Source organism: Ohtaekwangia sp., from assembly GCF_036568665.1.
In the GTDB taxonomy this organism is placed as follows: domain Bacteria; phylum Bacteroidota; class Bacteroidia; order Cytophagales; family Cyclobacteriaceae; genus Ohtaekwangia.
Window position 1 is genome coordinate 1 of sequence record NZ_DATCSD010000224.1, and the last position, 25,534, is coordinate 25,534.

Sequence of the window (25,534 nt, forward strand, 5' to 3'; positions counted from 1 at the left end):
GCCGGGGACAAAACTTTCGGATATAAAAACGATCGAGTCTCACCCGATGGCTATACGTCAGTGCTCGGAGTTTCTGCATGCTTTGAATGGCGTGGAGATCCGCGAAAGCGATGACACGGCACTCTCTGCCAAACGTGTAAAAGAGTTAAAGCTGAAGAACACCGCTGCTATAGCCAATGAGTTTGCTGCGAAGAAATTCGGACTGCAGATTTTGGAGAAGCGCATTGAAACGCACAAGAAGAACTTTACGCGCTTCCTGGTGCTTACAAAACGCACCAATGGTAAAATTGAGAGTAACAAAGCATCGCTCTGTTTTGAAGTAGCCAACGAAGTAGGCAGCCTGGCGGATGCGTTGATGACCTTTAAAAACAACAGTATAAATCTGACGAAGATCCAATCGATACCGATCATTGGCCGGCCAAGCGAGTATTCCATCCATATAGATGTAGAGTGGAAAAGACGCAAAAACTACGACACTGCAATGAGTGAGGTGCTGCGACAGGTAAAGAATCTCAATGTGCTGGGAGAGTATAAGAAAGCAAAGATTGAGTATAAATAAAAAGAGTCCGGAAGACGGGAGGTTGGGAAGACCGAAAGTCAGTAAGGACGAGCGTAATAAAACAGAAGTATAAAAATTGAGAGTATATATAGGGTAAAGATAGAGGCACGGTATAGGAAACATTGCTAATAAACTTTCCAACTTCCGGACTTTCCATCTTCCCGACTTTTTAAAGTATAAAAGAACATGATTAAAACAGCTAACAGAATCGCCAATGTAGAAGAGTACTACTTCAGCAGAAAACTGGCTGAAGTGCGTGGGTTGGATACACCGGAGCTTCGCGTTATCAATCTGGGTATTGGTAGTCCGGATCAGGCGCCATCATCCAATGCTATAGATGCGCTGATTGCTTCCGCTAAAAATCCAGCTAACCACGGCTACCAGAACTATAAAGGTATACCGGCCTTCCGCAAAGCGATCGCTGATTTTTATCAGACAACCTATAACACCACGATCGATCCTGAAACGATGATCCTCCCGCTGATGGGATCGAAAGAAGGCATCATGCATATAGCGATGGCTTTTGTAAACGAAGGTGAAGAAGTGCTGATACCAAATCCGGGTTATCCTACATATTCTTCGGTTGCCAACCTCGTGGGAGCAAAGCTGAGACCTTATGATTTGAAAGAAGAACTCAACTGGGGCATCGATGTAGAAGCGTTAAAGAAAAGTGATCTGTCGAAAGTAAAAATCATGTGGGTGAATTTCCCGCACATGCCTACCGGTCGCGTTGCTTCGCGCGAAGAATTGAAAGAACTGGTAGATCTGGCGCGCAAGCATCAGTTCCTGATCGTGAACGACAATCCGTATAGTCTTGTACTGAACGATAACCCGATGAGTATACTTTCCATTGAAGGTGCCGATGAAGTTGCCCTGGAGCTGAACTCCCTGAGCAAATCGCACAACATGGCCGGCTGGCGTTTAGGATGGGTAGCCGGTAAGAAAGAATTGATCGAGGCCGTACTGAAAGTAAAAAGTAATATGGATTCCGGTATGTTTCTAGGCTTACAACATGCCGCTACCGAAGCATTAAAGAACGGGAAGGAATGGTTCACTTCGTTGAACAAAGTATATGCAGAGCGCAAAGAAGTAGGCAAAAAATTACTGGATGTATTAGGATGTACGTATGCCGAAAAACAATCCGGATTGTTTGTGTGGGCAAAAGCTCCTGCGCATGTACAGGATGTTGAGAAGTGGATCGATGAAATCCTATACGGAACAAAAGTATTCATCACACCAGGATTCATCTTCGGTGAAGCAGGGAGAAGATACATACGCATCTCGCTTTGCTGCACGGTAGAGTCTCTCAACCAGGCACTCTCGCGCATTGAGAAATTTCTGGAGAAAACCCCGACACCGGAAAAACTGTCGGCAGTGAAAGGATAGAATTATAGTATATATATCGTTGCAGTAACAACTGGGCGTAACGAAAGAAAATATGAAAGTAACAGTAATCGGTTTAGGATTGATAGGCGGCTCCATTGCGATAGACTTGCGTAAAGCAGGTGTAGCAACCGAGTTGATCGGTGTAGACCTGAGCACCGATAATGCACTGAAAGCAGTAGAGCTTGGTCTTGTTGATAAGATACTGACGGAAGACAGTGCCTTGCATCAGGCAGATATAGTGATACTGGCTATACCGGTAAATGCCTTGAGCCAATTGCTTCCATCCGTACTGGATGCTGTAAGACCCAATGCCGTGGTGATTGATGCAGGTTCTACCAAGAGTCTTATCTGTCGTACCATTGCCAGTCATCCAAAGCGCGAGCAATTTGTTGCGGCCCACCCGATCGCGGGTACGGAGAACTCAGGTCCTGAAGCTGCGTTCAGTGGCTTGTTCAGAAACAAAACGAACATCATCTGCGAGAAGGATAGATCTTCTGATCGTGCACTGGAAATCGCGATGCGTGTATTCAATGCGTTGGGCTTACGCACCATCTTTATGGAAGCCGAAGAGCACGATAAACATGTAGCGTATGTATCGCATCTTTCGCACGTAAGCTCATTTTTGTTAGGACAAACTGTACTGGACATTGAGAAGGACGAGAAAAATATATTCGCACTAGCAGGCAGTGGTTTTGCTTCTACTGTGCGTCTTGCGAAAAGCTCTCCTGAAATGTGGGCTCCTATATTTGAGCAAAACCTGGAATATCTCAGCCAGGCATTGCTGGAGTATATCATGCACCTGCAACGCTTCCACTATCATTTAATGAAACGCGACATCAAAGAACTGAACAGAATCATGTCGGGCGCCAATGAAATCCGAAGAGTGCTGGATGGTATCGAACTTAAAACTAAAATTCAGAACGAGACCCAGTCGGCAGAGCAATCGGTAGGAACAATCAAATAAGTATATATCAATCAAAAATTTTAAAATAGTCTAACACCGCATCATCGTATGAAACACGCATTAAAACTTCAGTCGATCTCTACCTGGCTGCCAACAGCCAGCAAGCCCGTAATTATCAGTGGCCCTTGCAGCGCCGAAACGGAAGAGCAAACCATCGCCACCGCCAAGCAACTGGCGGCAACGGGTAAAGTACACGCACTGCGTGCAGGTATATGGAAGCCCCGCACACGCCCTGGCCAATACGAAGGTTCAGGTGAAGAAGGTTTGAAGTGGCTGGCAGCAGCAAAGAAAGAAACCGGTTTGCCTATTACTACCGAAGTGGCAAACGCTGCGCACGTAGAGGCTGCGTTGAAAGCTGGTGTTGACATTCTCTGGATCGGTGCCCGCACAACGGTAAACCCGTTCTCGGTACAGGAAGTAGCCGACTCATTGAAAGGTGTAGATATACCGGTAATGGTAAAGAACCCGATCAACCCTGATCTTGAATTGTGGATCGGTGCATTGGAGCGTTTGAACAAAGCAGGCATTACCAAGATGGCCGCTATACATCGCGGGTTCTCGTCATTCGAGAAAGGTCCTTTCCGCAATGCGCCTATGTGGGATATGGGAATTGAATTGAAGACGCGTATTCCTGAACTGGATATCATCTGCGATCCAAGCCATATAGCGGGTAACCGTGAGTTGATCGCGTTGATTTCTCAAAAAGCACTTGACCTTGACATGGCTGGTCTGATGATCGAAAGCCACATCAACCCGGATGCTGCATGGAGCGATGCCAAACAACAAGTGACTCCGGCTGTACTGGGTAAAATTATAGAAGGCCTGGTGGTACGTACAGTTTCATCGGATAACAAAACGTTCAAAGATACACTGAGCGTACTGCGTGAGCAGATCGACCAGTTGGATGATGAGATTATGTCGAAGCTCGCATCGCGTATGAAGATTTCTGAGAAGATCGGACAGTACAAGCGCGACAACAACGTAACCATCCTGCAAGTAAACCGCTGGGAAGAAATCCTTCAGACGCGTGTAACTTTAGGCAAGGCTATGGGCTTGAGCGAAGAGTTTACCAGCGAGTTGTTGAAGCTCATTCACAATGAATCGATTCAGATACAAACCAAAGTAATGAATAAAGTAGCCGAACGCGTTTAGTGTAATATCGGTGTAAGCTTTCAGGAAGCGGGCAAGAACTCTTGTCCGCTTTTCTTTTTTATAGCCGCATAAATGATGGGTTTTAAATAAAATATTACACTTCCTCCCCGGGAGTTTTCGTTTTTAGTATTTTGAACTTTAAATCTAGCCCCTTTATCTACTCTATGATTCGTTACCTGTTGCTGGTCATGAGCATGGTGCTCGCGACTGCCGCTATTGCGCAGAAAATTCCATTGATTAATTCCGGTGAAGTGATCGAACAAGCCAAGGTCTTGTACGACTCCGGAAAGTACGAAGAATCCATTCGTACATTTTTAACAATACCCAAGCGCGATACAAATTATGTATACATGCTCACCGAGCTGGCGCTTTCCTACAACGCTAATCAGCAATACGACAAGACTATTGAAGTATGCGAAGAAGCTTTGCTGAAACCATCCATCCATCGCTCGCACCTGCTGCGTTCGCGAGCGGTAGCCTATGATAAGAAAGGTGATTTTGATAAATCAGTAGGCTTGTTTCAAAAAGCTATAGCGCAGTATCCTTTTGATGCTTCTCTGATCTATAACCTGGGGATTACTTACTATAATCATAAGGACTACGAAAAAGCGATTGATTGTTTTTTCAAAGTGCTCTCGATAAATCCATTTCATGGAGGAAGCCATCTTAATCTCGGGCGGGTAGCAGTAGGGCAAGGACATAAAACCCACGCGATGCTTTCGTTCGGAGTATATCTGGCTGTAAACAATGAAGACAACGATCGCCTGGTATATATTGATAAGGTAGTATCCAACCAGATACAGGATGAAGGTTCTATATCACCCATTGGAAGCAATGGTTGTGAAAAGCTCGACCAGATTTTACGCGCGAAGATTGCCCTCGATAAAAATTTCAAATCGAAGGTAGATGTAGATGCTCCTGTAGTAAAGCAGTATGAAATGTTATTCGAGCAACTGGGTATCATTAATACTTCGTCTGACGATCGCTGGGTTAAGTATTACCTGACGTTCTATAAAGCGATCAAGGAACGGAATCTCACAGAACCTTTCATGTATCATATACTGGCTTCAGCTTCCAACGATGCTGTAAAGAAGTGGAGAAAGAAAAATGAGAAGACGCTCAATTCGTTTTATGTAGCCGCTAACGATGAGTTGAAGCGCATGCGGGCAACATTGGATGCACCCGAAGCAGGCTTCACCAAACCGGTAATGGCGTGGTATGATGATAATCACAGGCTGAATGCTTTAGGCGCCAGCGAAGGAGATAAACGCACAGGTCGCTGGGTATATTTCCATAACAATGGAGAACGTTCTGCCGAGGGCGACTATAAAGCAGGAGTGAAAGTGGGTATATGGAAATACTATCTCAACACCGGTGCAACAAAAAGTATTGAAAACTCCGAGAGCGGTGAGGTAACCGTATATTTCCCGGATGGTGCCAAACGCCAGCATTTCTATTTAAAAGATGATGCTATAGAAGGCGAAGTTGAATTATACCATGCCTGCGGAGGCGTGCGCGAGAAGCTGATCTATAAAGCGGGCAAACGCGATGGTAAAGGCAAGTCGTTCTTCCCCAATGGAAAAGTGGATATGAGCTATGCTTATAGCGATGACAAAGCGCAGGGAGAATTTGTGAGCTATTTTGAAAACGGACAGGTATATTCTGTCAGTAACTATAAAAATGATCTTCGGGAAGGATCATACACCGAGTACTATGCGAATGGAAAGTTAAGATCTAAAGGTGCGCACACCAACGATCACTCTACCGGCACATGGACATATTACTATCCGAACGGACGCATTGAGAAGACGGGGGCCTTTAAGGATGGAACGTCAACAGGTGAATGGCTTTTCTACGATACACGTGGTAATATAATTGAAAAGCGAAACTTCAATACAGAAGGACTATATCATGGCGAGGATACTTTCTTTGCCGATGGCAAACCAACCTCAGTTCATACCTATAAAAATGATGTGCTCACCAGAATAGTATATCTTGATAAAAACGGAAAAGAATTAGGTAAATATGAATTGGGCAATGGCACGGTAAATGCTAAAACTTTCTACGCTTCCGGGCAGATGAATGGTGAAGGTGTGTATAAAAAAGGAAAAGTAGAAGGCCGCTGGACATACTATCAACCAGAAGGTGTGAAGTTAAGTGAGTATACCTATGTGGCAGGCCTGGCACAGGGAGAGGCTACGGAATTTTTCCGTCATGGGCAGAAGAAGTATATATTTCAATATAAGGATAACCAGTTGCACGGATACTATCAGGAATTTCATGCTAATGGTAAAGTAAAAGAAGAAGGCTGGATGCAGGACGGTCAGCGCCAGCAGCAATGGCTTAGCTATTACCCGGATGGAACAATTGAGTCCGATGGATTTTATCTGAACGATGAATTGATCGGTGATTACTATGACTATAACAGCGATGGCAAACTGGGAGCCACGACTACATACGAGCAGGAGCGCATCGCGGATATTAAAAACTATAACAGCAAAGGTGATATGCTGACGAAGAAGCGCCCCGAAGAAAATAAACAGTTATACGAAACATTTTACCCGAATCAAAAGATACAATCACGCCTTATTGTGCAGTGTGGTAACTATGCAGGCACGTTAACCAAGTGGTTCCCCGATGGAAATGTATTTTATTCGTACGACATGATGAGTGGACATCGTCATGGTGCCTATAAATACTACGACATCAGCAACCAGGTGCACATGGAAGGACAGTATATCAACGGATCGATGGAAGGCATTTGGAAAGGACACTATACCGATGGCTCCCTGGATTATGAAGGAAACTATATCCGCGGCAACCACGATAGCACCTGGACATTTTATTTCCGTCATGGTAAAATATCTTCGGTTATTCCATTCCAGAAAGACGATCGCGATGGTATAGCACGCTATAATTCACCGGAAGGAACTCCCATCGTTGAAAAGTTATACCAGCAGGATGACCTGATCGCTTACCGTGTAGTAAATGAGAAAGGTGAGTTTGGTGCGTGGGTTCCGTTCACAGCCAGTACTACTATCGTAGCAAAGTATCCCAATGGCACAGTTGCGTATGAAGAACCCTTTAAGAACGGAGCGCTGGAAGGCGTGAAGCGGATATACTTCAGCAACGGTAAATTATACAGTGAGTTTAACTATAAGCATGGCGATTACGAAGGTCCGTTCAAGATATACTTCCCGGGCGGCCAGTTGCGCGAAAAAGGGCAGTATCGCGATGATGAACTGCATGGTGTGATAGAAGAGTATAATGAAGATGGTACGCTGCTGAAACAGGAAACCTATACCTGGGGAACACGCAACGGTAAATCGGTGATCAACCCCAAAGGAGGCAAGTCCAAAGAAGTTCTCTTCTGGTGGGGACTCCCACAGTAGAAATATATACTGACACACCCACACCCTAAAAAAAGATATGTGCATGAAGAAGATCATTTTTATTTTGCTCCTGTTGCCGGCAAGCGTGCTGTTGAGCCGGGCACAGTCGGATGATGTATGGCAGCAATTCAAAGATAAATTTCCGGACGAGCCGGCTGTGTTCGTGGAGCGCTCCGAAGTACTGAATATACTGCCGGATGGCGATTCACTGAAAGTATATCTGGACGTAACAGAAGATATACTGCACCTCAAAGAACAGTCGGATATATTTTCGGGCAAGCGGGTATACGGATCGCACTTTAACCAGGTAGCCAATCTCAAAGCAAAAACACTGGTGTGGGATAAGAACCGCTATAAGGAAATGGTCGTGTCTGACTTTAAGAAGAACAGCGACCGTAGTGCCGGTATATTTTACGATGACTCCTATTACTACTCGTTCGATTTTCCTTCCATCGCATCGCGTAACCGTACGCAGCTTCAATATCGGGAGAATCTGAAAGACGTGCGTTTTGTACCGGGCTATGTATTTGCGAGCTACCTGCCGCAAGGTAAATCATCGTATGTAATTAAGACAACCAAAGATGTTGAGTTGAGCTACGAGGTGTTGCACGATGACAAGAAGCAGATACAATTCAGGAAAACAGAGAAGGGCAACAGTGTTACCTACGAATGGTCGGCACAGTATATGCCGGCATTGAAAGGTGAAGAGAACAGTCCGTCCATTCGTTACTTTGTGCCACACGTAGTTTGCTATGTAAAATCGTACAAGACCAAGAAGGGGCAGGTAAAAGTACTATCGAACCTGGATGACCTCTATAGCTGGTACTATACTTTTGTAGAGAAACTGAATAAAGATAATTCTCCGGAGTTATCAGCGATCGTAGAAAAAATCAAAGCCAACAGTAAATCGGAAATAGAAACGGTGAAGAAAGTTTTCTATTGGGTGCAAGACAATATTCAATATATAGCTTTCGAGCAGGGTATGCGTGGTCTTATTCCGCATAACGGATCGTATGTATGCGAGAAACGTTATGGCGATTGCAAGGATATGGCCAATCTTATCGTGAACATGCTGCAGATTGCCGGTATAAAAGCATATCACACGTGGATCGGTACGCGCGATCTTCCATATCGCTATACCGAGGTACCGACACCACTGGTAGATAATCACATGATCGCTACCTATATTTCAAAAGACGGCCAGTATTATTTTCTCGATGGCACCAGTGATCATACAACGTTCGGTTATCCTTCTTCTATGATACAGGGTAAAGAAGCGTTGATCGGTATTGATCCCGCACACTATGAAGTAAAAGAAGTGCCGGTGATTGCCAAGGAGAAAAATATCATGACGGATACCATGAAGATAAAGCTCGATGCCAATCAGTTAGTAGGTACCGGTGTAAGCACCCTGAGCGGTTATCCAAAAGTGTTTGCCGGGTATGAACTTGATCGTTCTGAGAAAGATGATGTAAAGCGCTACGTAACCAAGCTGGTAGGTAAAGGAAGTAACAAGTTCTTTCTGGATAAATATACTCTTCAGTTTATGGAAGAGCGCGACAAGCCCACGCGTGTGGAGTACGATTTCAGGATAAGTGATTATTTCCAGAAGCTGGGAGATGAACTATATATCAATCTGAATCTTAACAAAGATTACTACAACGACTTTATCAATGTTGCTTCACGTAAGGCACCGCGTGATATTGAGTACAAGTACATCAAGTATGAAGTGATCGATATGACTATGCCCGATGGGTATACGGTGGAGTATATGCCGCCCAATGCTAAATATGACGGGCCATTGCTAGGCTGTGACGTCAGCTACGAATCGTTGCCTGGAAAAATACGCTGCTCTAAAAAGTTCTATGTAGACTATATCATGTTGCAGCCAGAGCAATTCACGGCATGGAATGATGCTGTTAAGCAGATCAGCGAGATGTATAAAGAATCAATTATCCTGAAGAAGAAATAAAGACTATGTTAAAGAGATTTTGGATTGCTATAGCACTTGTTGTATTAACAAGTGCAGCGTGGGCGGCTGAAGTAAAACCTTACGAATGGGAAAAGAACCGGAGCCGCTATTCATTGGCAGATAATGAAAAGGATCTGACGGAGTTGATTCTGAAACAACACAATCAATATGAGTATGTGTTGGAAGATAACCAGTTCCTGATGTACTCTACCATTCACAGAATTATATTGGTTAATAACAACGAGGCGATACAAAAACACAATCGCATTGTTATATCGATGAATAACACCATTGATCTGGTCGATCTGAAAGCCCGTGCTATCAATAAGGATGGCAAAGCTATATATTTCGATAAGAGCAACCTCAAAGAGCTGAAAGAGGAGGAGAGTGGAAACGCCTATCGCATTTTTGCTATTGAAGGTATAGAGATGGGGAGTGAGATTGAATACTATTTTACGCGAAAGATGCGCGCCAGTATTTTCGATCGCGTGTTTATGCAGTTTGATGTGCCGGTAAAATCCAGTTCGTTTCTGCTATCGTGCCCCAGTCATTTGAAATTTGATTTTCGTGCTTACCAGGGATATCCGGAAGTAAAACAACAGGAGATTGCCAACAAGGAACTCAATCAGTACGCTTCTACTATGAAAGATGTACCGGCAATGAAGAAGGAAGCATTTTCGTATTATGATCCGAACCGTAAACGCATTGAATTTAAGTTGGCCTATAACACAGCCCGTTCGCAGGCGCGCTTATATACTTGGGACGAAGCCGCTAAAACATTTTATGGTGTTTTGTTCACAACAACCCGTGATGATGATAAAGCTTTAGAGAAATTTGTAAAGACACTGAACGATGATGCTTCCAAGAGTAAAGATGTGCGCATCAGGAATATTGAACAGAAGATCAAGTCGTCAGTAAAAGTAAATCGTGAGCGCAGTGAAGAATCGCTTTCGGAGATAGCTTCTATTATCAAGAGTAAGATTGCTTCGCGGGAGGGTATAACTAAACTGTTTATCACATCTTTTGAGCGGGTAGGTATAAAATGTTACCCGGTAATTACCTGCAGTCGCGAAGAGTTGAAATTTGACGGAGGCTTTGATACATGGTCGTACCTCGATGATTATATACTATATTTTCCCGATACAAAAGGTTTCCTGGCACCCCATGTATTTGAGTCGCGATACCCCCTTATACCGGCTGAGCTCACGGCCACCAAAGGACTTTTTATTGAACCTTTTGTTGTAGGCGAAGTAAAGTCAGGATTGGCTTCGATCGATGATATACCTGCTTCTGACTATACACTTAGCAGCGACAATCTCGACATGGATGTATCCTTCTCCGATGATCTTTCGGCAACCGATATACACCAGGTACGCGAATTCGGTGGGTATAACGCAATGTTCTTTGCTCCTTACTACGATCTGATGACCGAAGAGCAACGCACCCGCATGATCGAAGAACTTACCAAACAAACAGCTCCTGATGCAACCATTAATAAATGGTCAGCTAAAGCATTGCCGGACAAACTGGCTGGTAACTTTTTGATCGATGTAAATTTCAAGTCATCGCATTTCCTGGAGAAAGCTGGTCCACGTATTTTATTTAAAGCCGGAGAACTGATCGGTCCGCAGGTAGAAATGTATCGCGATGATCAGCGCGTAACAGAAGTGGAAAACGAATTTAATCGCGGATACGATCGCCTGATCAAGATCCATATTCCGGCAGGCTATACTATTCGTAATCCACAGGATCTCAAGATCGATATTACCTATAAGGATAAAGATAAAACACCGTTCCTCTTTCAGTCAGACTACGCTCTGAAAGGCAACGTACTGGAGGTTACAATTAAAGAATACTATAAAGAAATATTTGCTCCGCTGGCACGCTATGAAGATTTCAGAAAAGTGATCAATGCATCGGCCGATTTTAACAAGGTAACGCTGGTGCTGGAGAAGAGTAAATAGATAATTGATAAAAGATATAGCAAAGCCCTGCCAGCTATGGCAGGGCTTTTTTATTGTCGTGTTTTTAGAAATGATACTCTCCCTTTTTATTTACGTGCACAGCCCGGAGCTTTTTTGTTTTTTCAAAGTCGGTATAGATTGGTTCCAGACCTTTCCAGAAGGTGAGTAATGCCGGTGTATTTTTATACTCGGTTTGTAACGTACTAAAGCTTGTAGGGTCCAGTGCACTTGGAAATATATGTACCGGTATAGATGTCTGCCCGTTGTTGCGTGCTTCTACGGCCAGTATATATAGTTCCTTGATCTTGTCGTCAGTGATGGGAATGCAACCTACTGTTACGCAGTTGCCATGAATATAAATAGCACCACCGGGATGTCGTTGATCACTCAATATCTTGTCGGATGCATTCGGATAGTTAATACCTAACGATAAATGAAAATTGCTCTGCGGGTTAAAATGATTGATCTGGTAAATGCCTTCCGGGATTTGCAAGTCGCCTTCTTTGCGTTTGGGGCCCAGCACTCCGGAGCTTGAACAAAAATTGTATATCGCCAGCAGCGTGTATTCGTCTTTCCCTTTTTCGCAGACCCAGGCTTCCAGTTTTTGTTCTTTTTTGAACGCCCGGATAAAAAGATGAAAGCCCTCAAACTTCACTCTTCGCTGCCGAAAATAGCCTCGCACCACTTCCTCCTTTTCGGTATAAGCTTGTTTTACCCGGTCAAATTTTTGTTGATGCTCCTTAAATGCGCCAGTTTGTAACAAAATAAAGGTCATAGCGAAAACAAACTTCATAACTTCTGAAAGTTTAAAATAATGATTTTAAATTACGAATGTTTTGCAAGATGTAGCCCGGGCGTTTTGGGTGGGATTTCAGAATGATGCCCGTAAACTTTAAAGTTGAATATTCTTTATTGATATATTCCTGAGTCAAAAACGATTAATCAAGTTAGCAATATGATCATTACCTACATGCTGGTGGCGTTGGCCAGTGCAGCTATAACAGCACTGGTGTTCTACTGGCTTACCAAACAGAAGGAGCGGAAGCAGGCAGCGCAGGTAGCAGATCCTACGGTAGAGCAGATTCCGTGGTCGCGCGTGAATGAATTTATAGAGCACGATCGCCAGCGGATATCCAGCGATCTGCATGACGACCTGGGTACGGTGCTCAGTCTTATACATCTTGACCTTGATCTTGTGATGCGCGAAGCCGATGCACTTCCGCCACATGTAGAAGCCAAGCTCATTGTAGTGAAGCGTAACCTGAATCGTACTATTGAAAGTATCCGCAATATCATCTGGAATCTTTCGCCGGACTTTATCGAAGGCATGAGCCTCAACTTTGCTATACGCGAGCTCTGTCATAAACTCGATGCGCTGAAAGGAACGCACATGCACTTTGTACAGAGTGGCAACCCGGTGCCGATCAATCAACGACAAAAGCTCAACCTCTTTCGTATGGTGCAGGAGTTGTTTTCCAATGCTATTAAACACTCCAATGCCTGGAACATTTCAGTGCATTTACATTGGGAAGATGAGTTGCTCACCATTACCGTGGAAGATGATGGCTCGGATTATCGAAGAAAAGAGAACGAAGAGAAAACTTCAGGTATGGGAACGATCAACCTCGCGAAGCGCGCCAATAGTATAGGGGCTACATTCAGAAGAGAACCGATTGCTCCGCGTGGACTTCGGGTGATCATCGAATTTAATCCGCGACAAAAAGATAATGCCGATAAGTTTCCGCTTATGCCCCTGAGTGCTTCAGCCTAACACACCATTCTTATAGGCATACGAGATAAGCTCAGCTACATTACTCGTTTTGGTTTTGCGCAGCATATCTTCACGATAGCTGTTGATTGTATTTTCTTTCAGCGACAAACGTTCGGCAATTTCCTTGCTCGATTTTCCCAGTTTCAAATACATCAGTATATCGGCTTCACGCTTGCTGAAGCGTACAGACGGTGCGTTGTATACTTTCTCTTCTTTTAATAAGGAAGGGTGTATCATGGACGTGATATACTGTTTGCCCGAGAGTACAGTCTCCACAGCCTTCTTGATCTCTTGCGATTCGCTGTTCTTCAATAAGAATCCATGCACACCGGCCTGCACCAGGTGAGTTATCATAGCCTCTCCGTTGTATTGCGTTAATATAATGATGCGCACCGATGGATGATCGAGCATTACCTGCTTGGCTACTTCCATTCCATTCATACCGGGCATACCAATGTCAAGCAACATCAGATCAAAACGATTATCGCGCAGTGCATCCAAAGCTTGTTGTCCGCTGCTTGCCTGCTTTACAGTAGCATTCGGATATAGTTTGTTTAATACAAGAGTAAGTCCCTCGCGAAACAACGCCTGATCGTCAACAGTAAGAATGGATAACGGCTTCATGAATACAAATACTTTTAAGAAAATTGTCTCAATAATACCCTAAAAGAAAGTAAAACCCATACCGGATTTCTAAGGTTCAGTATAGATTCTTCACCACAAACAAATTTACGTATTTTAAATTTCTCACGGTTGTGAGTGAACATCATCACACGTTATCAATAGCATTACCGAAACTATATATGCATTACAATATCAATAACGAGAAGTAAAATTGCAACGAGTGCTATTGACTATTATGTCCGTTGTCTTGACAAAAATATAAAATGAGAAGCGGGAGTTGAGGAATTACGTCAACAGTTTATAGTATATTACTTCGGGCAAGCATCATTTCTTCTGGCCATTCTCCTGTTTCTGTTCTTCTTCTTTCTCTTCAGGTTTGGGTGGTGGCGGAGCAAGCTGCATATGGAAGCCGGTTACAAAGTATATTTCATTCTTCAGTAAGGCTTCATATAGTTTCAGGTTAATGTTCTGCTGGATGTCCATAAACTTGTTATAGTCCGGGTCTTCTACAAAGTATACTGTTTCATAACGCAGGCTCCAGTCGCCATACGCAGCGAAATGTGAGCGGTCGAATTTTGTAAGCGATTCACCTTCAATGGTAGCGCGGATAATACCCGGTATCGACTTCAGTTTTTCAACGGGTGTACGGTAGTCAACGTTGAGAGTAAAAACAACCCTCCTGGTAAAGAGTCTTTTATAGTTATGGATGCGTGCACCGGTAAGGTTAGAGTTGCCGATCACAATCTGCTCACCAGACAAACTCCGCACACGGGTAGTCTTCAACCCGATATATTCAATCGTACCCATCTTGTCATCAACAATAATAAAGTCTCCTACTTCAAAAGGCCGATCGAAGAAAATTACAAAGTAATTGAACAGGTCGCCTAATATATTCTGTGCCGCCAGTGCTACGGCTATACCGCCAATGCCAAGACCGGTTATAATAGTTGTTACATTATAGCCCAGGTTATCGATAAGAAATACAATGCCCAGCAACCAGACTACAATATTTATCAGTAACATAACCCCGGCCAGTTGCTTGATCTTTTCCTCGCCATGCTCCTGCCGTTTGATGTAGTTTTGCAGCAATAATAAAATAGTTGACGACAGAAGGCGCAGTACAAAGAAGGTTATCACCACCGCTGTTACGATCCGTAATACCTGCTCGGTCTTTACCGATAGCGCCAGGTAATTCAACCCGGCATAGATGATAAAGTAATTGAGGGCCGGAACTCCAAAGCGTTCTATACTTTGCACAATAAAGTTATCGCTCGTGTTGGTGGTTTTATCGGCCAGTAACTTCAGGCGTTTCAGGAGTGTGCGTTTGAAAAGACGCAGCAGCAGCGTACCCAATACAATGATGGAAGCAGCGATCAGGTAATCCAGCAGCGTGTTGTGAAAATATTCCCGTTTCAGCAGTTCGTTCATACTATAAACTGTATAAAACCGGGATGGGCTAAAAAGAAATGCCAACCCTGCTCGGGAGACTGGAAGCGTATATGTTTTGAAAAGTAAAAGCGCTATATCTTCTATAAGTTTTGCAAAAAAACTTCAATCTTTAGGGACTCTAATCCCTTACAAAAAACATGAACAGTTTGCCCTGGAAAAAGATCGCCATCGGTGGGGTGGCGGTTGTTATTGCCGTTGTCGCAATATTCTTCTTTAAGAACAGTCAAGGTACCAAGCCCGGTCCCAGCTATATCAACCCGGCCTTTGGTGAGTACATCACTTCCTATACTGCAGGTGTTATACCTTCGGGCTCAACCTTGCGCATCATCCTGGCCAATGATGCGGTAGACTCTTCGCTTATCGGTCAGGAAAGTTCGGTCAAGTTATTTTCACTGAGTCCATCTGTAAGTGGTAAAACTATATGGCTGGATAGACGTACCGTTGAGTTTAGACCCGAGTCGCGCCTGACATCCGGGCAGGTATATGCCGTTACGTTTGGGTTATCCAAATTGCTGGCGGTGCCGGCTGAACTTAACAACTTTGAGTATACATTCCAGGTAATACCACAGAACTTCGAGCTTGCAGTAGATAATATCAAGCCGTATGTAAAAACAGAACTGAAACGACAGAAGATAGAAGGTACACTTTTTACGGCCGATTTTGCCGAGAATACTTCGGTTGAAAAAATGCTGCTGCCCGAGCAGGAGGGTAAATCGCTGAATGTTACCTGGACACATAACCCCGATGGCAAACAACATACTTTTATAGTAGAAGATGTAGCGCGGAAAGATCAGGCCAGCAAAGTACAGCTGAAAGTTACCGGTGAACCGTTGGGTTTAGAACGCAGCGAAGAGGAAGAGGTAGAGATCCCTTCACTGAGCGATTTCAAATTGATGAATGCGAAAGTTGTTCAGAACCCCAATCAATACGTAGTGCTGCAATTCTCTGATCCACTCAAGGAAAAGCAAAACCTGGAAGGGCTTATCTCCATCACCGATCTTGCCAGCCTCGACTTTGATATACATGATAATGAAATATGGGTATATCCACCGGTACGCCAGAGCGGATCGAAGACCGTAAATATAGAAGCGGGTATACGAAATATACTTGACTATAAAATGAAAACGAACGCTACAGCCGAAGTAGTGTTTGAGCAACTGGCACCTGCAGTACGTTTTACGGGTAAAGGATCTATACTCCCCAGCACTGATGGTATGGTGCTGCCGTTTGAAGCAGTAAACCTGAATGCCGTAGATGTTACCGTAATGAAAGTATTTGAGAATAACATTCTCCAGTTCTTCCAGGTAAATAACCTTGAAGGCACACAGGAGTTACGAAGAGTGGGAAAGAAGATCATAACTAAAACCATTCAACTGGATAATACCGGTGTTACGGATCTTGGCAAATGGAATCGTTTTACGCTCGATCTTTCCAAGCTCATCAGCACAGAGCCGGGCGCTATATACCAGGTAAAGCTCGCTTTCAAAAAAGCATACTCAACCTATAACTGCGATGGCGAAGAGGAGACAGAGGAAACCACCAGTCAGTTTGAGGAATATGAAGACGATTATGAATACGAAGGCGGGTACTATGACGAGTATGAAGAATATTATTATGGTGACGACTACGACTGGGAGCAACGCGATAACCCTTGTCACTCATCCTACTATACTTCCAACAAAAGTATAAAACGAAATGTACTTGCTTCTGATCTTGGTTTAACCGCCAAAGGTGGTGATGACGGAAACCTGGTTGTATTTGTAAACGATCTGAAAACAACACAGTCACTTGCCAGCGTTCAACTGGAGCTATATGATTATCAACAACAATTGATCGGTACGGCATCGACTGATTCCGATGGTAAAGCTACGATACATACCAAAGAAGAGCCGTTTGCTATTATAGCGAAGAACGGCACACAACGCGGCTATCTGAAAGTTACCAATGGTGATGCCCTGTCGGTAAGTAATTTTGATGTATCAGGAGAAGTTATACAGCGTGGTATAAAAGGATTCCTGTATGGCGATCGTGGTGTGTGGCGCCCGGGAGATTCGTTGTATCTCACCTTTATACTCGAAGACAAGAATAAATTAATGCCATCGTCACACCCGGTGGTATTCGAGATGTATAATCCGCAAGGACAAGTAGTGAATCGCCTGGTGCGCTCTACCTCAGAGAACGGCTTCTATAAATTTGCTACCGCTACCAGTGCCGATGCTCCTACCGGTAACTGGACTGGCCGCGTGAAAGTTGGCGGAACAGAATTTTCGCAGACGCTCAAGATCGAAACGGTAAAACCGAATCGGTTAAAGATCAACCTCGACTTTGGTACGGATCGATTTACATCGTCCAATGCAACCGGTAAACTGGATGTGAAGTGGCTGCACGGAGCTCCGGGTCGCAACCTCAGAGCCGTGTTTGATATGCTGCTGGTAAAAGTGCCTACACAATTCCCGAAATATCCGGAGTATATATTTGAAGATCCGGCTCGTTCGTTTAACAGCGAAGCTCAACCGGTGTTTGAAGGTCTCACAGACGATGAAGGTAAAGCAACGGTAAATGTGAGTCTCGAATCAAGCTCTGCTGCTCCTGGATTTTTGAATGCTATATTCCGCGGAAAGGTATATGAAGAGAGCGGGAACTTCAGCATCGATCGCTTTAGTATACCATACTCACCGTACGAAAGCTATGTAGGGATGAAAGCTCCCGAAGGCGAAAAATATAGCGGTATACTATATTTCGATAAGCAACACACAATCGATCTTGTAACCGTAGATGGTTCCGGCAACCCGGTATCGCGCAACGATCTTGACATCAACATGTATAAACTGGGCTGGCGCTGGTGGTGGGATAACTCCGAAGAGAGTCTTGCCAACTACGTGGAAGGTTCATACTCTAAACTTGTTAAGAGCGGTAAAGCCAAGACCGTAAATGGCAAAGGCTCGTGGACGTTTGAAATGAAACAAAGCGAGGATGAATATGGAAGATACTTTGTGCGTGTATGCGATCCGGTATCGGGCCATTGCACCGGGCAAATTATATATATAGATGAACCCGGCTGGTATAGCCGCAACCGTGGCGATGAGGCTAACGGTGGCGCGACCATGCTTTCGTTCTCAGCCGATAAAGCTTCGTATAACATTGGTGAAAAAGTAAATCTTACTATACCCGGCGGAGCACAGGGTGGCCGTGCACTGGTAAGTATAGAGAACGGCAGCAAAGTATTGCAAACTTATTGGGTGGAGACACAACAAGGTGAAACGAAATTCAGCTTTGATGTAACGTCTGAGATGACGCCCAATGTATATATACACGTTGCCTTGTTGCAGCCGCATGCTCAGACGGTAAATGATCTGCCGATACGTTTGTATGGTATTACGTCCATACGCGTAGAAGATCCTGCCACACACCTGGAGCCGATCATTACCATGCCCGAAGTATTGGAACCCGGACAGGAAGTTTCCATTAAAATATCAGAGAAGTCGAAACGTAAAATGACGTATACCATTGCCGTTGTAGACGAAGGTTTACTCGACATTACACGTTTTAAGACTCCGGATGCCTGGAGCCGCTTCTATGCGCGCGAAGCATTGGGTGTGCATACGTGGGATATATATGATAATGTGATGGGTGCATTCGGTGCGCACCTCGAGCGATTGCTGGCTATAGGAGGCGATGCAGAGAGCGCTCCGAAAGATGATGATGCACGAGCGAACCGTTTTAAACCGGTAGTAAAATTCTTTGGTCCGTTTACACTCGATGGCAGCTCGAACACGCATACATTCACGATGCCGCAATATATAGGCTCCGTGAAAACGATGGTGGTTGCAGGTTATGAGGGGGCGTATGGTAAAGCAGAGAAAGCAACACCGGTGCGTAAACCGTTGATGGTGCTGGCTACATTACCGCGCGTGTTAGGCCCTGAAGAAACCGTGAAACTGCCGGTAACTTTATTTACACAGGAGAAAGGTATAAAGAATGTAAAGATCGATGTGAAAGTATCCGGTCCGGTTTCAGTAACAGGCGGTGCCAGTAAATCGGTAGCGATGCCTGCCAGTGGCGATCTTACGGTTGACTTTGATGTAGCGGTAAAGGCAGAAGCCGGTATAGCAAAAGTAGAAGTAACAGCAAGCTCCGGTAAATTTACCGCTACGGATATAATTGAGATTGACGTTCGTAATCCGAATTTACCAGTAACAAAAGTAACTGAGCAATTACTGGAAGCAGGCAAGACGTGGACAGCCGAAGCCATACCATTTGGTATAAGCGGAACGAACTCGGCTGTGCTCGAAGTATCGAGTATGCCTCCGGTAAACCTGGGCTCGCGACTGCGCTATCTCATCCAGTATCCACATGGTTGTATCGAACAGACTACCTCTTCAGTATTCCCGCAGATATACCTTAGCCAGATAAAAGTCCTTACGCCTGTTGAGCAGAAGAACATTCAGCGAAATGTAACAGCAGGTATAGAGCGGTTAAAATCATTTATACAGCGCGATGGCGGATTTGGTTATTGGCCGGGAGCAGAGTCGTCTGATCCGTGGGGGTCAAACTATGCCGGGCACTTCCTCGTAGAAGCTGAAGCAAAAGGTTATTATGTACCTGCCGATATGCTGAAGCGCTGGAAGAAGTATCAGAAAAATAAAGCACTTGAGTGGAGACGCAATACAACCTATTATTATAGCGATGATCTTATCCAGGCGTATCGACTATATACATTGGCATTGGCTGGTGCTCCGGAAGTAGGCGCGATGAATCGCCTGCGTGAGCAAGGTATTCTTTCTTCTACCGCTGCGTGGATGCTGGCCGCATCGTATGCAAAAGCCGGTCAGCCGGAAGCTGCGAAAAAACTGGTAGCGAACTTATCCACCAAAATCAAACCCTATCGTGAGTTGAGCTATAGCTATGGCTCGGATGTGCGCGACAGAGCATTGATTCTCGAAACACTTTTATTGCTGAATGAAAAAACAAAAGCATTCGAGCTGCTGAAAGAAATATCGCGTTACCTCAGCGACTATGGTTACTGGATGAGTACTCAAGAGACAGCATTCTGTTTGAAAGCGGTAGGTACATTTGCCAGCATTGAGAAACATGGCGCACTGAAGTTTTCCTATACTTTGAATGGTAAAACAATAGATGCAAGCACCGAGTTGCCGATAGCGCAAGTACAGATACCGATAACAGGTGTGAAGAAGGAAAGTATAAAAATTGTAAGCGATAGTAAGGGTGCATTGTTCGCGCGACTGATCATGGAAGGTACTCCGGCCCGCGGACAGGAAGAGGATACACAAAGTGATCTGCACCTGAACATTCGCTATACCGACGCAGATGGACGCGAGATAAGTCCGGTGCAGTTAACACAGGGTACTGAATTTATAGCAGAGGTTACTGTGGAGCACATAGGCACACGTCCGGGATATCAGAACCTTGCATTGTCGCAAGTGTTCCCGTCAGGATGGGAGATTAATAACCTGCGACTGCAAGGAGATGAGGAGTTCCTCAAGTCATCGCCATTCGATTACCAGGATATTCGTGACGACCGGGTATATACTTACTTTGGTCTCTCGACAAATGAGAGCAGAACATTCCGCGTAATGCTGACGGCCAGCTATGCAGGTTCCTTCTATCTCCCTGCCACAAGCTGCGAAGCCATGTACGACAAGAGTATATATGCCCGCAAAAAAGGACAGGTGGTAGAAGTCATCAAACCGGCTGCACAGTAAATTTTATTTCCCGCAGATCTCGCAGATATACGCAGATGAATGCATTTATTCTGCGTAAATCTGCGAGATCTGCGGGAGACTTGCTTTTAATATTTTCCTATACCGTTATACGTGATTATTAGTATCCATCTCTACCACAGAGTATATCATACTATAAATTCTTTTGTGTATATATTGGATACGAAGCATTGATTTTATACCATTGCTCCTTTACCCGTTGTATGACAGAGAATGAAATTTCCTATAGGATCAGAGGAGCAATTTTCAGAGTATACAATAATCTAGGACCTGGCTTGCTAGAATCGGTATACCAGGCTGCTTTGGTACATGAACTAACAAAAGCAGGATTGGAAGCAAGAACGGAAGTAGAATTACCCGTGCTATACGACAACCTATATCTCGATCTTGGCTTTCGATTAGATATATTGGTAAACAACCTTGTGATTATCGAGATAAAATCGATTGAGGCACTACATGAAGTTCATCACAAACAGGTGCTCACCTATTTGAGGCTGGCCGACAAACGACTCGGTATACTGGTAAATTTCAATACCGATGATATCAATAAAACCATCATCCGGAAGGTAAATAATTTACGGTAATGCCGCCTCTCGTGCCTATAGTATAAATGTTATGCTGATCATCACAGACTTATTGCCGTTTGCTGAAACAGTTTGTAGTTTATAGCATGAGAAAAACCATTATACTATTCCTCCTGGCTTTGCCTCTTATACTGAGTGCCCAAAAGAAAAAATCGGACGATGCTCCGGCTCCTGTAGCTTCTGCCATTGCTTCCAAAGTAAACGGCCTTAAAAAATTCTCCGGCTTTGTTGAATTTTATTATGATGAAAAACAGGATAAGGTGTTCCTGCTATTCGATAAGTTCAATACGGAGTTTTTGTATGTGGAGTCGCTTACGGCTGCCGTGGGTTCTAATGATATAGGGCTTGATCGCAATCAACTCGGTCGAGAACGTATTGTGAGGCTTGAGCGCAGAGGTCCGAAGGTGTTGATGATAGAGCCCAATACGTTTTATCGTGCTATCAGTACCAGCGAAGCAGAGCGCAAGGCAGTAAAAGAATCATTTGCAGAATCGGTGCTATGGGGATTTACCGTTACGGCTGAAGAGAACGGAAAAGTATTAGTCGATGCTACCGACTTCTTTCTTCAGGATGTTCACGATGTAGTGGGTACATTACGCTCTACACAACAAGGTAATTATAGTCTTGATAAATCACGGAGCGCTTTCTATACCGAGCGCGTGAAAAATTTTCCGCTTAACTCCGAGTTTGAAGTAACACTTACTTTTACCGGACAGCCTTCCGGTAATTATATACGCAGTGTAGTGCCAACGCCATCGAACGTTACGGTGCGTGAGCATTTCTCCTTTGTACAATTACCCGATAATAACTACAAGCCGCGCAAGTTCGATCCGCGCGCAGGCTATTTCAATACATCATACTACGATTATGCTACACCCATCAGCGAGCCGATTGAAAAGCGATTTATCAATCGCCACCGGTTGGAGAAAAAAGATCCGTCAGCAGCTATAAGCGAACCGGTAGAGCCCATTATATACTATATGGATCCCGGTGCACCGGAGCCTATACGTTCTGCTTTAATAGAAGGGGCACGCTGGTGGAACCAGGCATTTGAAGCAGCGGGGTATAAAGATGCGTTTCGTGTTGAATTGTTACCAGCCGATGCCGACCCGATGGATGTGCGCTATAATGTTATCAACTGGGTGCATCGTGCAACGCGTGGCTGGTCGTATGGATCATCCGTTACAGATCCGCGCACCGGAGAGATTATCAAAGGACATGTTACATTAGGATCATTGCGTGTGCGTCAGGATTTTTTAATAGCAGAAGGATTACTTGCTCCGTATGAAGAAGGTAAACCGGTAAGTAAAGAAATGGAAGAGATGGCACTCGCGCGACTGCGTCAGTTGGCAGCGCATGAGGTAGGCCATACGTTGGGACTAGCGCATGCCTATAGCTCCAGTGCCGAGAACCTTGCTTCGGTTATGGACTATCCCCATCCTGTAGCAAATATAGTCAACGATAAAATTGATTTGTCGCATGCGTATGATACGAAGATCGGTGCTTTCGATAAAGTATCGATCACCTACGGCTACCAGGATTTCGCCGAAGGTATAGATGAAGACAAAGCATTGGATGCAATCATTCAGCAATCATTAAAGGCCGGGCTTACATTCTTGTCTGATCAGGATGCTCGCCCTATAGGAGGTGCACATCCGTATGCACACTTATGGGATAATGGCGCAAGCGCTACCGATGAGTTGAATCGTGTTATGCAGGTACGGGCTATAGCATTAAAGAATTTTGGCGAACGCAATATTCGCGAACATGCACCGATGGCTACATTAGAAGAAGTACTGGTGCCGATGTATTTCTTTCATCGCTATCAGGCAGAGGCTGCTGTGAAAGTTGTAGGTGGATTAAATTATCGCTATGCTATACGGGGCGATGGGCAACCTGTAGCCGAGTTGCTTACGCCTGAACAGCAAACCAAAGCATTGGATGCATTGCTTAAAACAGTAGAGCCGGGAGCACTGATGCTCCCGGAAAGTTTATTGACAAATATACCACCACGCCCCATCGGCTATCAGCGCCATCGTGAGTTGATCAAGGTGAAAACCGGTTTGACATTCGATCCTCTTTCATTGGCAGAAACAGCTGCGGATATGACCTATGGTTTACTGCTGCATCCTGCGCGCGCCAATAGATTGGTAGAACATCATGCACGCAATGTAAACCAGCCAAGTCTTGAAAGTATAGTAGATAAATTAATTGCCGCTTCATTCAAGACCCCGGCTCAACCAGGTTATGCAGGTGCCGTGCAGATGAGTGTAGACGATGCGTTGTTTTCTAATCTTGCCAAACTCGCAGCCTCTAACGATGCCTCGGTAACGACACGTGCTATAGCATCGTTAAAGTTAGAGCAGTTAAAATTATGGCTGAAACAAAAGAGCCCGCTTACTATCAACGAAGAGTGGCGCGCGTTCTATAGCTATACTGCTTCCCTTATCGAACGGCTGCAGGAGAATCCGGAAGAATTTAAAGCAGACTATCCATTGGATGCACCTCCCGGTATGCCGATCGGAAGTGCTGATCTGGATTTCTGCGGAAATGATTGATCCGAAATTCTGCTTCACGTAGTTAAAGACCTTCAATAGATCACAGCGCTTCGCTATTTTTGCAATGGCATGACGCGGAAGATCAAGATCAGAATAACAATAGCACTGCTCGTAACAGGGGCAGTGCTATATTATTTTTGTTTACCATTAACGCTTTTTCAGGATCCTTATTCCACGGTGCTCGAAGCATCGAACGGTGCTTTGCTAAGTGCCTCCATTGCGCCCGATGGTCAGTGGCGTTTCCCGGAAACAGATTCGGTGCCCGGTAAATTTGCCGATGCTATAATTGTATATGAAGACAAGCGTTTCAGAAGTCATATAGGTATAGATATACTTTCGATGGGGCGTGCCTTTCGGCAAAATATAGCGGCACGCAAAATTGTGAGCGGAGGCAGTACACTCAGCATGCAGGTGATACGCCTTTCACGCAAGGGAGAATCGCGCACGATACCGGAGAAAGTTATTGAGATGGTATTGGCTACGCGCCTGGAGCTTCGCTATAGTAAAGAAGAGATACTGGCGCTATATGCTTCGCACGCTCCGTTTGGTGGAAATGTAGTAGGTATAGATGCCGCCTGCTGGCGCTACTTTGGTCGCGATGCCAAAGAGTTATCGTGGAGTGAAGCATGTTTACTGGCCGTGTTGCCCAATGCACCATCGCTTATACATCCCGGGAAAAATCGGGCACAGCTAAAAACAAAACGAGACCGGTTGCTGGATAAGTTACAAGCGATTGGCAAGATCGATGCCTTTACCTGTTCACTTGCGAAAGAAGAACCTATACCAGAGGAACCACAGCTTCTGCCACGCGCAGCACGACATCTCTTAACGCGCATGCGTGCTGACGGATTAGCCGGTAAAAAATTACAATCAACACTCGACTATGCTTTACAACAACGTGTTGAACAAATTCTGCAAGATCATCACGATCGTCTTATCGGTAACAGAATTCATCATGCAGCAGCGATCGTAGCCGATATACAAACCGGAAATGTTATAGCGTATGTGGGCAATATAGCTAACGGTAAAAATTATCGTGGTGATGATGTAGATGTAGCCGTGGCTCCACGCAGTACCGGCAGTATACTGAAACCATTTTTGTATGCTGCTATGCTTGATGAAGGCAAGATTCTTCCGCGAACCATGCTGCCGGATATACCTGTTTTTATCAACGGATTTACGCCCAAGAATTTCTCGCATGAATACGATGGCGCGGTGCCGGCCGATAAAGCTTTGATACGCTCGCTCAATATACCGGCAGTATATATGCTGCGCGATTATCGCTATGAAAAATTTCATTCGTTGTTAAAATCGCTGGGCATGACAACGCTTTCGTATCCCCCGGATCATTACGGACTTTCGCTTATACTCGGTGGAGGCGAAGGCACCCTGTGGGATATAGCCGGTATGTATGCATC

15 protein-coding genes are annotated in these 25,534 nt (G+C 44.7%); 12 read left to right on the plus strand and 3 right to left on the minus strand.

The features are described from left to right. The 7 genes from VIN08_RS12520 to VIN08_RS12550 all read left to right on the plus strand — a co-directional run. Positions 1-559 (plus strand): prephenate dehydratase (locus VIN08_RS12520; RefSeq protein WP_331965339.1); only part of this gene is annotated, 559 nt, incomplete at its 5' end. Positions 560-745: 186 nt separating this feature from the next. Beyond that, entirely contained in the window at positions 746-1,945 is a 1,200-nt protein-coding gene (locus tag VIN08_RS12525) for a pyridoxal phosphate-dependent aminotransferase (RefSeq protein WP_331965341.1), read from the plus strand. Between the two features lie 52 nt (positions 1,946-1,997). Beyond that, entirely contained in the window at positions 1,998-2,909 is a 912-nt protein-coding gene (locus tag VIN08_RS12530) for a prephenate dehydrogenase (protein ID WP_331965344.1), read from the plus strand. A gap of 48 nt (positions 2,910-2,957) precedes the next feature. Then, positions 2,958-4,061, plus strand: a complete 1,104-nt coding sequence (locus VIN08_RS12535; protein ID WP_331965347.1) for a chorismate mutase — start codon at positions 2,958-2,960, stop codon at positions 4,059-4,061. Positions 4,062-4,225: 164 nt separating this feature from the next. Further along, positions 4,226-7,453, plus strand: coding sequence for a tetratricopeptide repeat protein (locus VIN08_RS12540; protein ID WP_331965349.1), 3,228 nt, complete (start codon positions 4,226-4,228; stop codon positions 7,451-7,453). A gap of 43 nt (positions 7,454-7,496) precedes the next feature. Next, positions 7,497-9,425 (plus strand): transglutaminase domain-containing protein, encoded by a 1,929-nt coding sequence (locus VIN08_RS12545; RefSeq protein WP_331965352.1) that lies wholly within the window; start codon positions 7,497-7,499, stop codon positions 9,423-9,425. A gap of 5 nt (positions 9,426-9,430) precedes the next feature. After that, on the plus strand, positions 9,431-11,389 hold the full coding sequence (locus tag VIN08_RS12550; RefSeq protein WP_331965355.1) for a DUF3857 domain-containing protein: 1,959 nt from the start codon (positions 9,431-9,433) through the stop codon (positions 11,387-11,389). 64 nt (positions 11,390-11,453) lie between these two features. On the opposite strand, the gene VIN08_RS12555 is transcribed toward VIN08_RS12550, so the two are convergent. Beyond that, positions 11,454-12,182, minus strand: coding sequence for a L,D-transpeptidase family protein (locus VIN08_RS12555; RefSeq protein ID WP_331965358.1), 729 nt, complete (start codon positions 12,180-12,182; stop codon positions 11,454-11,456). Positions 12,183-12,344: 162 nt separating this feature from the next. Here VIN08_RS12555 and VIN08_RS12560 point away from each other — a divergent pair, with 162 nt between their 5' ends. After that, on the plus strand, positions 12,345-13,160 hold the full coding sequence (locus VIN08_RS12560; protein ID WP_331965361.1) for a sensor histidine kinase: 816 nt from the start codon (positions 12,345-12,347) through the stop codon (positions 13,158-13,160). On the opposite strand, the gene VIN08_RS12565 is transcribed toward VIN08_RS12560, so the two are convergent. Then, positions 13,152-13,784, minus strand: coding sequence for a response regulator transcription factor (locus VIN08_RS12565; protein WP_331965364.1), 633 nt, complete (start codon positions 13,782-13,784; stop codon positions 13,152-13,154). The two genes, VIN08_RS12560 and VIN08_RS12565, sit on opposite strands and share 9 nt — an antisense overlap. A gap of 324 nt (positions 13,785-14,108) precedes the next feature. Beyond that, on the minus strand, positions 14,109-15,212 hold the full coding sequence (locus tag VIN08_RS12570; protein ID WP_331965367.1) for a mechanosensitive ion channel family protein: 1,104 nt from the start codon (positions 15,210-15,212) through the stop codon (positions 14,109-14,111). 158 nt (positions 15,213-15,370) lie between these two features. On the opposite strand from VIN08_RS12570, the gene VIN08_RS12575 reads away from it, so the two are divergent. The 4 genes from VIN08_RS12575 to VIN08_RS12590 form a co-directional block, all read left to right on the plus strand. Further along, positions 15,371-20,956, plus strand: a complete 5,586-nt coding sequence (locus VIN08_RS12575) for an alpha-2-macroglobulin family protein (RefSeq protein WP_331965370.1) — start codon at positions 15,371-15,373, stop codon at positions 20,954-20,956. A gap of 221 nt (positions 20,957-21,177) precedes the next feature. Next, the gene (locus VIN08_RS12580) at positions 21,178-21,558 is read left to right on the plus strand and encodes a GxxExxY protein (protein WP_331965373.1); all 381 of its coding nucleotides are present in this window, start codon (positions 21,178-21,180) and stop codon (positions 21,556-21,558) included. An 86-nt stretch (positions 21,559-21,644) separates the two neighbouring features. After that, complete coding sequence (locus VIN08_RS12585; RefSeq protein ID WP_331965376.1) at positions 21,645-24,116, plus strand: zinc-dependent metalloprotease; 2,472 nt, start codon at positions 21,645-21,647, stop codon at positions 24,114-24,116. 69 nt (positions 24,117-24,185) lie between these two features. Beyond that, a partial coding sequence (locus VIN08_RS12590) for a penicillin-binding protein 1C (protein WP_331965379.1) occupies positions 24,186-25,534 on the plus strand: 1,349 nt, incomplete at its 3' end.

Excerpts from the sequence above, each read along its gene's own strand:
- VIN08_RS12580 (WP_331965373.1), top strand. The coding sequence starts at position 21,178 with ATGACAGAGAATGAAATTTCCTATAGGATCAGAGGAGCAATTTTCAGA.
- VIN08_RS12555 (WP_331965358.1), bottom strand. The coding sequence starts at position 12,182 with ATGAAGTTTGTTTTCGCTATGACCTTTATTTTGTTACAAACTGGCGCA.
- VIN08_RS12535 (WP_331965347.1), top strand. The coding sequence starts at position 2,958 with ATGAAACACGCATTAAAACTTCAGTCGATCTCTACCTGGCTGCCAACA.
- VIN08_RS12545 (WP_331965352.1), top strand. The coding sequence starts at position 7,497 with ATGAAGAAGATCATTTTTATTTTGCTCCTGTTGCCGGCAAGCGTGCTG.
- VIN08_RS12525 (WP_331965341.1), top strand. The coding sequence starts at position 746 with ATGATTAAAACAGCTAACAGAATCGCCAATGTAGAAGAGTACTACTTC.
- VIN08_RS12570 (WP_331965367.1), bottom strand. The coding sequence starts at position 15,212 with ATGAACGAACTGCTGAAACGGGAATATTTTCACAACACGCTGCTGGAT.
- VIN08_RS12565 (WP_331965364.1), bottom strand. The coding sequence starts at position 13,784 with ATGAAGCCGTTATCCATTCTTACTGTTGACGATCAGGCGTTGTTTCGC.
- VIN08_RS12585 (WP_331965376.1), top strand. The coding sequence starts at position 21,645 with ATGAGAAAAACCATTATACTATTCCTCCTGGCTTTGCCTCTTATACTG.
- VIN08_RS12550 (WP_331965355.1), top strand. The coding sequence starts at position 9,431 with ATGTTAAAGAGATTTTGGATTGCTATAGCACTTGTTGTATTAACAAGT.
- VIN08_RS12530 (WP_331965344.1), top strand. The coding sequence starts at position 1,998 with ATGAAAGTAACAGTAATCGGTTTAGGATTGATAGGCGGCTCCATTGCG.
- VIN08_RS12560 (WP_331965361.1), top strand. The coding sequence starts at position 12,345 with ATGATCATTACCTACATGCTGGTGGCGTTGGCCAGTGCAGCTATAACA.
- VIN08_RS12540 (WP_331965349.1), top strand. The coding sequence starts at position 4,226 with ATGATTCGTTACCTGTTGCTGGTCATGAGCATGGTGCTCGCGACTGCC.
- VIN08_RS12575 (WP_331965370.1), top strand. The coding sequence starts at position 15,371 with ATGAACAGTTTGCCCTGGAAAAAGATCGCCATCGGTGGGGTGGCGGTT.